Below are 11,211 nucleotides of genomic sequence, written 5' to 3'. Positions count from 1 at the left end.
AAGGATGAAGAAAATAAGCAAAATCAAGTTTATGCTTTATTAACGAGAAGTTTTCTATAGGGGTGCTGAGTAGTTACGTTATAACTAACGACTTTGATATGACTCCACAAGAAATTGCGTTCTGTTATAAAAAGCGCTGGGACATAGAGGTTTACTTTAAGTTTTTAAAGCAGAATTTGAATTTTTCTCATTTTCTGTCTACTAATGAGAATGGCATAAAAGTCATTCTCTACATGACTATTATTACCTCTATGCTGGTTATGATATACAAAAAGGAAAATGAGCTCGGTTTTTCTATTGCGAAATTTAACTTTTACCTTGAAATGCAAGAATGGGTTGGGGCGTTGTTAGTGGTTATTAATGGTGGGGATTTGAGTAAGACTCCATTCAGGCATGTTGCTCTATAAAGTAGGGATTCCTTAGAAAGGAATCCCTACTTTATAGAGCAACATGCCTAAAATAATCTTTCAACCACTTATGATTTCAAATCCGCCGGGACGCTTGGTGGGTTTACGCTCTTGGAGACACCTAGGTACTTTGGGGCTTTTAGCCCGTCCTCCGCTGCCATTATCAGAACTTTTGACACAACCTCTTGGGGAAGACGGAAGCTTCCGTCATCTGCTTTATTTGCTTCCGTCTTTCCGCTTTATTTGCTTCTGGCTTTCTTGCTCCCGCTTTTCTTCTTCACCTCTTTCTTCTTCTTGATTCCGAAGAGTTCGCGCCAGCCGTTGAAATCCTTTTTCATAATCAGACCGAGACCTTGAGTGTTGAGGCTGTTTCGGGTGAAATAGCGGTCGTTGGTCTGATTATACATGCGCACGGCGAGATTACCGTTCGGGAAGATGAGATAACGGAGATCGAAGTCGCCGATAAAACTCTGTGTGGCATTCGCATTGTCGCGATAGCCAAACTGACCATTGAACAGCAGGCGATTGTTGAGCAGCCTTCCGCTCAGGATTCCTTCGTACTCTGCATTATTGAAGCCTTCATCGCCCGTAGAGATGTTGGCACCGAAATTCCAGTTGTTGCTCTTTACCACATTCGATAATACGGTGTTGAGCTGCTGCGAAATCGTACCGCTTAGAAAACTCTGCATCGCCAGCGATGTCTGACTCTGCTGGTCGGCATCCTCGCTGCTCTGGTTGTTCTTGGTCTGCGCATAGAATCGTCCGATGGCGAGCAGATAGAGTACCTGCTGGTTCATCTCTTCCTGCGAATTGATGACTGAGTAGATCATCTGCTTGGCATCCGTGTTTACCGTAGGCAGGTCCATTGAGAAATCTACGCTCGGCGATTGAGGGGTGCCCGTGATGTTCATCAGGCAATCTACGCGGATGTTGTTGCTACTGAACGAACGGCCGATGCTCAGGTCGCTCAGCGGAACACCGTTCACCGTATATTTCGCCTGCAGATTCAGTGGCGCATTGTATGGATTGCCACCGAAGGCGATGGTTCCCCCCGGCATGAACTCGAAGTCTTTCTTGATTACATTCTGTATCGTGAGCTTATACACTCCGTGGTCCACCACATAGTTGCCGAACATGTCGAAGGATCCCTTGTTAAACCAGTTGGCTCTTAGTACGCCATTGCCGTTCAGCGTGATGTAGTCGCCGCTCTGAGGGTCCATCATTAGCTTCAGCGTCAGGTTAGGAGTGGCATTCACCAGAAAGTTGATGCGCATGTCTGACGAGAAGTCGATGTCGTCGTCTGCATCTTTCTGCTGCAGCTTCAGACTGTCGGTCAGCTCCGGAGCGATGTCGTGCCAGTGGATGAAACTCTTGTCGCTGATGGCATCAGGACTCGCCACGTTATATACGAAGATGCTGCCAGGTCCCGGTTCTGCATCGATGTCAATGATAGTTTCGCCGCTCTTGCCGTGGATACCCACCTCGCCGGTGACATTGACGGTACCGTAGAAGGTGTTGTCGCCAAACTCATGGGTGTCGTAGCCTAGGAAGTTGTGCGCCTTCAGGGTGAGGTCGTAGCTCAGTCGGGTGAGATGCTTGTGATGGATACCGCCGCTTACGAGTGCCATGTTGTGGTTGCGGTCGAAGATGGTATCATTGTTCAGCAGGATGTCATCCGGAATGGCGTGGGCATGCAGGTTTTTGAAACTGTACTCGGTGCCCAGCTGTTTCATGTGCATCTTGCCGGTGGCGTAGATGTCGCCCACCAGGTTGATGTTGCTCAGGTCGCCCACCAGGTTCACCTTTCCATGGGCTCTTGCCTGGATGTCGTCCATGAAGCTTCCGCAGAAGCTCTCCATGAATTTCATATTCGTGCCCTGCGCCTCGATGCCCAGGTCTATGTAGTTTCGCTTCGGCGATACATATCCGTCTATGAGCGTCTGGTGCTCCTCGCCCTCGTTTGCCACGGCGTTGATGTCAATCTGGCTCAGTTCCTTGTTGAAGCTTACGTTGGCATGAAGTATTCCCATCGGACCGTGTTCGAACTCGAAGTCCTTGATGTCGAGCTTTGCGTAGGCGTCAGGATCATTGAAGATGCTCTTCACAATCGCCTTGCCTGAAGCCTTGCCTGAGAAATCCACTGAGTGGAAGTTTACGAGGTTCAGGATATACTCCACATCCACATCCTTCAGCTGCGCCACGATGGAGTCTTCCTTGTTCGGGGTGGCGAGTCCGTTCACTGCCACATGCTGGTCGCCGTGGCTCACCTCGAAGTTTTCTATCTCCAGGTGGTTCTTGCTGTAGGTGATGTCAGCCGGGTGCACCTTCCAAGGCTTTTCTCCGATATGGATTACCGATGGCTTGATATCTACGTGGGCAGTAGATACGTTGTTCGTATTCTTGTAGAACTGCGCCTCGGCATTCAGCGCCCCGTGGATAGGCAGGCTCTTGGAGTGGTTGTTGTAACCCAGCGATGCCATCAGTGTGTTGTCGGCTGCCGCTGCCTTTACGTGCAGGGTAGGGCTTGTGCTGCCCGCTGCTCCCGTTTTGATGTGCGCATCCACCTTCAGCGTGTCGCCCTCGGTATTCATCTGCAGGGATCCGCCGCTGTAGTCGCTGCCGTTGTAGCTGAAGGCAGGCAACTGTGCCGTGAGGTTTACCGAGCGGTCTAGGTCGGAGATGTTTCCGTCTATCACCAACGGCTGCAGGATGTCGAGCGGCACGCCCAGCATTCTCTGCAGTATTTCGGTAGAAGCTATTTCTGCCTCTATGCTGAAGTTGTTCCTTGCCTTGTTGCTGGTCTTTCCGATGCCAGGTAGGGTAGGCAGCTTGCTTGCCAGCATGTTGGTCATGGTCTGAACCAGGGTTCCGTAGTCGTACTGTCCCTTTACGTGGATGTTGGCGAATGGTGCTTCCAGGTCCAGATAGCTGTCTGCTCCTTCGTTCTTGGCACTCACCCTGATGTCGTTCAGGGTGTAGGTATTGTCTGCCATCTTCACGCCCAGTACGGTAGGTTGCAGATGCGCCAGGTTGAGCTGGGCTTCATACTGCTTCTTCGGGATGGAGTACTTGCCCGCCACCTGCAGGTTGATATTCGGGTCGGCGATGGATGCGAGTCCGTCGATGAGTCCCTTGTTGTAGCTGCCGTTCAGCCTGATATTGCTGAATCGGTAGTTGTTGAAGTCGAACAGCGGAATCTCGCCCTTTGCCACAAGATGTTCCTTGGTACCCTGTGCGATGATGTGTGCGGCGATGATGCCCAGTTTGGCATTGTCGAGTATCTTGCCCAGGTTGATGCCCTTGGTATCCACCTGGGCGTAGAGCTGCTTGCCGTTCTGGTGGGCGTCTATCTCCACGTTTCCTGCATCGGTGCGCAGTACGCCCTTGGTTCCTATCTGGCTCTTGCCTTTTCCGCTGGCTACACCTTTATAATATATGTTGCCCAGTCGGAGCACCTCTTTCGGAATCTTCACTTTGCTGCCCAGGTTGGCGGCTATCTGCTCCACGCCCTCGTCAGAAACCCGCAGGGTCTCTATGTTGGCGAGCCAGTGCAGCTTCCGGTTCCAGTCGCTTGCCTTGGCGTTCGCCTTGAGCAGGATGCTTCCGCTCTGGGTCTTGAAGTGGAGCTGGTGGATGCGTGCCGATGTACTGGTGCCCGAGAAGTGGGTGTCGATGTAGAGGGCATCGTTCCATTTTCTGAGGATAGGAGCGAAGCAAGCCACATCCGACAGGGTGATGAGCGATGGCTTGATGCCGCCCTCAAACTGCAGCGTTTCGCTGATGAGCGTTCCCTTCTCATTTGTGCGGTAGGTGGCGATGAGGTCTTCCAGCAGCAGGTGGCTCTTCGGGAGTTCCAGTTGGAAGTCGCTCAGGCGCGCCTGATGCTTGTCTGCATTCACCTTGAATCGCAGATTCTTTACTTGAAGTCCTGATTTATCGGTGAAGGCTATCTTCTTAATGGATAGATGAATATCATTATCTGTGAGATGATGCAAGGCGATGTGGGCAGAGAGATTGCTGATGCCGATGTGCTGAGGCGAGAATACTCCTGCAGCCGATGCGATGTCGCGCTGGTTGTAGGCAATGGATCCGTGGCGGATGATGACGCTTCCGATGCGCAGGTCGAGTGGCTTGTGCTGGGTGGTATCCTTCGAGGCGAGCGAATCGAGCATGAACTGGATGTTCATGTCGCTCTTGGCATTCTGCCTGTAGATGTTGGCTCTCAGTCCGAAGAGCTGTGCCGATGAAACCGAGATTTTTCCGTCTTTCAGCGGCAGCAGGTCCACCTTTGCCGAGAGTCGTGAAGCATAGATCATGCTGTCGCCTTTCTGGTCGAGCATTCTCACATCGTCGATGATGATTCGGTTGAAGAAACCCAGGTTGATCCTTCCCACGCTCACTTCTGTTCCGAATTTCTGGGCGAGGGCAGTGGCTACGGTAGAGCCGAGGAAGGTCTGTACTGGTGGCAGGTGCAACAGTACGATGAGTATCACATAAAGGGCGAAGATAGTCCAGATGATACAGCTGATGATATGTTTAAATCGTTTCAGAGTCTTATGAATATTTAATGTTAATTTGCAATGGGCATTTGCCGTTAATTTGCAATCTGTGTTTGTCAAAACAGGCTTGCAATCTGAATCTGTATTGAAATTTAGGCACAAATTTACTGCTTTTTTGTTACATTATCAAATAATTTAGTGATTTTTCTTCCTCGTCTTACTTTTTTTTGCTATTTTTGCAGCATAATTTGAATGTTTTCACAAAATAAGACCAGAAAATCAGTTTTAAAATATAATATTTTTAATGTAGTTATGGCAAATGTAATTAAGTTACGTAAAGGCTTGGACATTAACCTTACGGGTAAGGCTTCCAAGGATGTAGCCATCCCTGTGGTACAGGCTAGCGAGTATGCACTCGTACCTGCAGCCTTCGTGGGTGTTACTCCTAAGGTAGTTGTACGCGAGGGCGACCATGTCAATGCCGGAGATGCCTTGTTTGTGAACAAGGCTTGCCCAGAGGTGAAGTTTGCCTCACCAGTGAGCGGTCAGGTTACCGCCATTGAGCGAGGGGAGCGTCGCAAGGTGCTTTGCATCAAGGTGAAGGCAGACGCTGAGCAGACCTCTACGGATTTTGGTAAGAAAAACGTTGAGTCGTTGGATGGTGCTGCCGTGAAGCAGGCGTTGCTTGAGGCTGGATTGTTCGGTTACATCAACCAGTTGCCTTACGCTGTATCCACCACACCGGATACCACTCCTAAGGCAATCTTCGTTTCTGCCCTCCGCGACATGCCGCTCGCTGCCGATTTCGAGGTAGAACTCGCTGGCAATGAGGAAGCTTTCCAGGCAGGTTTGACAGCCTTGAGCAAGATTGCGAAAACTTATCTTGGCGTTGGAGTTGAGCAGCACTGCAATGCGCTCGGCGAGGCTAAGAACGTGGAACTCAATGTGTTTGATGGTCCTTGTCCTGCTGGTAATGTAGGCATTCAGGTGAACAACATCGATCCTGTAAACAAGGGCGAGGTGGTTTGGACTGTAGATCCTGCATCGGTAATCTTCTTCGGTCGCCTCTTCCTTACTGGTAAGGTTGACCTGCACAAGAAGGTGGCTGTAGCTGGTAGCGAGATGAAGCTGACCGGTTACGCTAACGTGTTGGTAGGTACTCCATTGGCAGCTTTCGTTGAAGCACAGCTCAAGAGCACATCCCACGTTCGCCTCATCAATGGCAATCCGCTTACAGGCGTAAAGACCACCCTGGCAGATTACGTAGGCGGACACACCTCAGAGATCACAGCCATCCCAGAGGGTGACGACTGCGACGAGATGCTGGGCTGGATTCTTCCACGAACCGATCAGTTCTCTACCTCGCGTTCCTATCTCTCCTGGCTCTTCGGTAAGAAGAAGGAGTACAATCTCGATGCCCGCATCAAGGGTGGCGAGCGCCACATGATTATGAGCGGCGAGTACGACCAGGTTCTCCCTATGGACATCTTCGGTGAGTATCTCATCAAGGCAATCATCGCAGGCGATATCGACAAGCAGGAGCAGCTCGGTATCTATGAGGTTAGTCCTGAGGACTTTGCGGTAGCTGAGTTCGTGGATAGCTCTAAGCTCGAATTGCAGAAGATTGTACGCGATGGTCTGAACATCCTGCGCAAGGAGAATGCTTAGTTTTTAGTACTGTTAATTATTAAAATAATGAGTGCATTAAGAAATTATCTCAATAAGATAAAGCCTAACTTCCAAGAGGGAGGTAAGCTGCATGCCTTCGAGAGCGTGTTTGACGGTTTTGAGAGCTTCCTGTACGTGCCAAATACGACAGCGAAGAGCGGAGCCAGCATCCACGATTCTATCGACTCGAAGCGCATCATGAGCTTTGTGGTAATCGCCCTGATTCCTGCATTGCTCTTCGGTATGTATAATGTGGGATACCAGAATTTCAAGGCTGCAGGTACACTGGATGCTGCCAGCTTCATCGAGGTCTTCGGCTTCGGATTCCTGGCTGTCCTCCCTAAGTTGCTGGTTAGCTACATCGTGGGTCTCGGCATCGAGTTTGCCTGGGCTCAGTGGAAGCACGAGGAAATCCAGGAGGGTTACCTCGTCAGCGGTATCATCATCCCATTGATCATTCCTATCTCTACACCGCTGTGGATGCTCGCCCTGGCGTGCGCCTTCGCAGTTATCTTCTGCAAGGAGATCTTCGGTGGTACCGGTATGAACATCTTCAATGTGGCTGTGGGTGCCCGTATGTTCCTCTTCTTCTCATATCCATTGGCTATGAGTGGTGATAAGGTCTGGGTGGCTAAGGATGCTATCTTCGGTCTGGGTAACACCCTGCCTGATGGCTTCACAGCTGCTACTCCTCTCGGTCAGCTGGCTCAGGGCAGCATGCCTTCAGCAAGTCTCTGCGACTCTATCATCGGTTTCATTCCTGGCAGTATCGGTGAGACTTCAGTCATCGCCATCGCCATCGGTGCCATCATCCTTCTCTGGACAGGCATCGCATCTTGGAAGACCATGGGCTCTGTATTCGCAGGCGGCATCGTGATGGCGCTTATCTTCCAGGCTCTCGGTATGACACCTATCGCTTGGTATGAGCACATCGTGCTGGGTGGTTTCTGCTTCGGTGCCGTGTTCATGGCTACCGACCCTGTAACTTCAGCCCGTACAGAGAAAGGTAAGTACTTCTACGGATTCTTCATCGGTGCCATCGCCGTTATCGTACGTGTGATGAACCCAGGTTATCCAGAGGGTATGATGCTCGCTATCTTCTTCGGCAACATGTTTGCTCCACTCATCGACTACTGTGTAGTTCAGAGCAACATCTCTCGCCGTGCTAAACGTGCTATTAAATAATGTAGGAGGAATGTAGATATGAAGACAAATTCAAATAGCTATACTATTATCTATTCGGTTATCATCGTGGTAATCGTGGCATTCCTGCTCGCGTTCGTGTCTTCTTCACTGAAGGCAACACAGGATGCCAACGTGGCTCTTGATACTCAGAAGCAGATTCTGAACTCCCTGAACCTGCGCGACCTTGACAACGCTACTGCGGCTGCCAAATATAAAGAGGTGGTGAAGGACGAGAAGGAGAAGGACGGCATGAAGTATTACGAGTGCGAGATTGATGGTCAGAAGAAGACCGTATATTCTGTAAAGGGTATGGGTCTCTGGGGCGGCATTTCAGGCTTCATCGCCGTGGATGCTGACAACAACACCATCTATGGCGTATATTTCAACCACGAAGGCGAGACAGCCGGACTGGGTGCTGAAATCAAGGACAACCTGAAGTGGCAGCAGAAATTCCAGGGCAAGAAGATTCACAAGGATGGAGTAGAGGGCATCGCTCTGGGCGTTGAGAAAGACGCTCCTGCCAGCGACCCTAACAATGTGGATGCCGTTACCGGTGCTACATTGACATCCAACGGTGTGGATGCAATGCTCAAGGAAGGTCTTGCTAAATTCATTAAATAATTAAGCGAAATTATGGCATTATTTAGTAAACAAAATAAGGAGGCATTCATCAAGCCACTGAACGGCGACAACCCTGTGCTCGTGCAGGTGCTTGGTATCTGTAGTGCCCTGGCTGTTACTTCTCAGATGAAGCCAGCCATTGTGATGGGACTTGCCGTTACTATCATCACGGCATTCTCTAACGTGATTATTTCCATCATCCGCAACACCATCCCTCAGCGCATCCGTATCATCGTCCAGCTGGTGGTAGTGGCTGCCCTGGTAACCATCGTGAGCCAGGTGTTGAAGGCTTTCGCCTACGACGTGAGCGTGCAGCTCTCTGTGTACGTGGGTCTTATCATCACCAACTGTATCCTGATGGGTCGATTGGAGGCGTTTGCCATGATGAACAAGCCTTGGCCTTCATTCCTCGATGGTGTAGGTAATGGTTTGGGTTATGCCCTCATCCTCGTGATTGTGGGTGCAGTGCGTGAGCTTTTGGGCCGTGGTTCTCTGCTCGGTTTCCAGCTGATTCCAGAGGGAGCTTACAGCTTTGGATATGTTAACAACGGTATGATGACCATGCCAGCCATGGCATTGATTCTCGTTGGATGTGTAATCTGGGTACATCGTGCCTATATTTATAAGGAGGAGAAGTAAGATGGAGCACGCAATAAGTTTGTTTTTCCGTTCGATTTTCGTCGATAACATGATCTTCGCCTACTTCCTGGGTATGTGTTCATACTTGGCAGTATCCAAGAACGTGAAGACCTCTTTGGGCCTGGGCTTGGCAGTAACCTTCGTGTTGCTCATCACCGTGCCTGTAGATTACCTGTTGCAGACCAAGGTGCTCAGCGCCGATGGCATTCTGGGTGTTGACCTTACTTACCTGAGCTTCATCCTCTTCATCGCCGTCATCGCCGGTATCGTGCAGCTGGTAGAGATGATTGTAGAGAAGTTCTCACCATCGCTCTATGCAGCCTTGGGTATCTTCCTGCCATTGATTGCCGTAAACTGTGCCATCATGGGTGCATCTCTCTTCATGCAGCAGCGCATCCTGATGGAGCCTACCAATACTCAGGCTATCACCTCTGTATGGGATAGCATCGTTTATGCCGTAGGTTCCGGTCTGGGTTGGACTCTCGCCATCGTCCTGATGGGAGCCATCCGCGAGAAGATGCAGTATTGCGACGTGCCAAAGCCACTGCAGGGACTCGGCATCACATTTATCACAGTAGGCCTCATGGCAATGGCTATGCTTTGCTTCTCAGGCTTGAAAATCTAAAATAGGAGGACTATAGATATGGGTAATACATCATTTATATTGGCTAGTATCGGAGTTTTCCTCGTGGTGATTCTCCTGCTGGTTATCATCCTGCTCGTGGCTAAGAAGTATCTGAGCCCTAGCGGAAATGTAAATATCGAAATCAATGGCGACAAGACCATCAACGTGCCTCAGGGCAGCAGTTTGATGACTACGCTGAATGAGAACGGCATCTTCCTTCCTTCTGCCTGCGGCGGTAAGGCAAGCTGTGGCCAGTGTAAGGTTCAGGTGCTCGAGGGCGGCGGCGAGATTCTCGATTCAGAGAAGCCTCACTTCACCCGCAAGCAGATTAAGGACCACTGGCGCCTGGGATGCCAGTGCAAGGTGAAGGGCGACCTGAAGATCAAGGTGCCTGAGAGCGTGATGGGCGTGAAAGAGTGGGAGTGCGAGGTTATCTCCAACAAGAACGTTTCATCATTCATCAAGGAGTTCAAGGTGGCTTTGCCTCCAGGCGAGCACATGGACTTCGTTCCGGGTTCTTACGCTCAGATCAAGATTCCTGCATACGACTGCATCGATTACGACAAGGACTTCGACAAGGATCTTATTGGCGAGGAGTACATCGGAGCATGGAAGAAGTTCAACATCTTCTCTCTCAAGGCTCACAATCCAGAGCCTACCGTTCGTGCTTACTCTATGGCGAACTATCCTGACGAGGGTGACATCATCACCCTGACCGTACGTATCGCCACAACTCCATTCTTGCCACGTCCACAGGTAGGATTCCAGAACGTACCAACAGGTATCGCTTCTTCTTACATCTTCTCATTGAAGCCAGGCGACAAGGTAATGATGAGTGGTCCTTACGGCGACTTCCATCCTAACTTCACATCAGGCAAGGAGATGATCTGGATTGGTGGTGGTGCCGGTATGGCTCCATTGCGTGCGCAGATCATGCACATGACCAAGACCTTGCACACTACAGATCGTGAGCTTCACTTCTTCTACGGAGCTCGTGCATTGGGTGAGGCATTCTTCCTGGAGGACTTCTGGGAGCTTGAGAAGGAATTCCCTAACTTCCACTTCCATCTTTCATTGGACCGCAAGGACCCAGTGGCAGATGCTCAGGGCGTGAAGTACTACGAGGGATTTGCTGTTAACTGCATCCGTGATACCTACTTGAAGGATCACGAGGCACCAGAGGATTGCGAGTACTATCTCTGCGGACCTCCAATGTTGATCAAGACCGTTACAGATTATCTGGATTCTCTGGGAGTTGATCCTGAGAGTATCATGTACGATAATTTTGGCTAGTATTAGCAAACATCAACAAACATATATCAAACATTAACAAAGCTGCTGGTTTCCAGCGGCTTTGTTTCGTTTAGGGAGGTTACTTTCTAAGATTTGTTATATATTTGTTCGTGTTTATTTGGCGCAAATCTGGCACATATCCGTCACACGAAACCGTCACACGAAAATTAAGAAATTTAAACATTTAGCGTATGAAGCGTAACTACTCAGCACCCCTATGGGCATGAGTAATCGTCTTACTGTTGTACTACAGCAAGAATTGCATTGAATTTAG

The 11,211-nt window shown here is 50.0% G+C and carries 8 protein-coding genes; 7 read left to right on the top strand and 1 reads right to left on the bottom strand.

Features of this window, described 5'->3' with window-relative positions:
- Nucleotides 1-62 precede the first annotated feature (62 nt).
- A complete protein-coding gene (locus AAAT87_RS14085; protein WP_349226758.1) occupies nucleotides 63-407 on the top strand; it encodes a transposase in 345 nt (114 codons plus the stop codon).
- A 239-nt stretch (nucleotides 408-646) separates the two neighbouring features.
- On the opposite strand, the gene AAAT87_RS14080 is transcribed toward AAAT87_RS14085, so the two are convergent.
- The gene (locus tag AAAT87_RS14080) at nucleotides 647-5,026 is read right to left on the bottom strand and encodes a translocation/assembly module TamB domain-containing protein (protein ID WP_349226757.1); all 4,380 of its coding nucleotides are present in this window, start codon (nucleotides 5,024-5,026) and stop codon (nucleotides 647-649) included.
- A 192-nt stretch (nucleotides 5,027-5,218) separates the two neighbouring features.
- Between AAAT87_RS14080 and AAAT87_RS14075 the strand changes: the two genes are divergently transcribed.
- The 6 genes from AAAT87_RS14075 to nqrF are packed head-to-tail and all read left to right on the top strand — an operon-like array spanning nucleotide 5,219 to nucleotide 10,937.
- Nucleotides 5,219-6,574 (top strand): Na(+)-translocating NADH-quinone reductase subunit A, encoded by a 1,356-nt coding sequence (locus AAAT87_RS14075; RefSeq protein ID WP_295025004.1) that lies wholly within the window; start codon nucleotides 5,219-5,221, stop codon nucleotides 6,572-6,574.
- Between the two features lie 27 nt (nucleotides 6,575-6,601).
- The gene (locus AAAT87_RS14070; protein ID WP_349226756.1) at nucleotides 6,602-7,759 is read left to right on the top strand and encodes an NADH:ubiquinone reductase (Na(+)-transporting) subunit B; all 1,158 of its coding nucleotides are present in this window, start codon (nucleotides 6,602-6,604) and stop codon (nucleotides 7,757-7,759) included.
- A gap of 18 nt (nucleotides 7,760-7,777) precedes the next feature.
- The gene (locus AAAT87_RS14065) at nucleotides 7,778-8,380 is read left to right on the top strand and encodes an FMN-binding protein (RefSeq protein ID WP_118311115.1); all 603 of its coding nucleotides are present in this window, start codon (nucleotides 7,778-7,780) and stop codon (nucleotides 8,378-8,380) included.
- 12 nt (nucleotides 8,381-8,392) lie between these two features.
- Nucleotides 8,393-9,019 carry an NADH:ubiquinone reductase (Na(+)-transporting) subunit D gene (locus AAAT87_RS14060; RefSeq protein ID WP_295025005.1) on the top strand — a complete coding sequence of 209 codons (627 nt, stop codon included), beginning with the start codon at nucleotides 8,393-8,395 and terminating at the stop codon, nucleotides 9,017-9,019.
- Nucleotide 9,020: 1 nt separating this feature from the next.
- A complete protein-coding gene (gene nqrE, locus AAAT87_RS14055; protein ID WP_006848996.1) occupies nucleotides 9,021-9,644 on the top strand; it encodes an NADH:ubiquinone reductase (Na(+)-transporting) subunit E in 624 nt (207 codons plus the stop codon).
- A gap of 18 nt (nucleotides 9,645-9,662) precedes the next feature.
- Nucleotides 9,663-10,937 carry an NADH:ubiquinone reductase (Na(+)-transporting) subunit F gene (nqrF, locus tag AAAT87_RS14050; protein WP_089542481.1) on the top strand — a complete coding sequence of 425 codons (1,275 nt, stop codon included), beginning with the start codon at nucleotides 9,663-9,665 and terminating at the stop codon, nucleotides 10,935-10,937.
- Nucleotides 10,938-11,211 lie beyond the last annotated feature (274 nt).

The sequence above is a fragment of the Segatella sinensis genome (assembly GCF_040095255.1).
Lineage (GTDB): Bacteria > Bacteroidota > Bacteroidia > Bacteroidales > Bacteroidaceae > Prevotella > Prevotella sinensis.
Note: the sequence above shows the minus strand (reverse complement) of the source record. Positions and strands in the feature narration are given on the sequence as shown.

Coding starts and splice junctions, on each gene's coding strand:
- nqrE (WP_006848996.1), top strand. CDS start 9,021: ATGGAGCACGCAATAAGTTTGTTTTTCCGTTCGATTTTCGTCGATAAC.
- AAAT87_RS14065 (WP_118311115.1), top strand. CDS start 7,778: ATGAAGACAAATTCAAATAGCTATACTATTATCTATTCGGTTATCATC.
- AAAT87_RS14070 (WP_349226756.1), top strand. CDS start 6,602: ATGAGTGCATTAAGAAATTATCTCAATAAGATAAAGCCTAACTTCCAA.
- nqrF (WP_089542481.1), top strand. CDS start 9,663: ATGGGTAATACATCATTTATATTGGCTAGTATCGGAGTTTTCCTCGTG.
- AAAT87_RS14075 (WP_295025004.1), top strand. CDS start 5,219: ATGGCAAATGTAATTAAGTTACGTAAAGGCTTGGACATTAACCTTACG.
- AAAT87_RS14060 (WP_295025005.1), top strand. CDS start 8,393: ATGGCATTATTTAGTAAACAAAATAAGGAGGCATTCATCAAGCCACTG.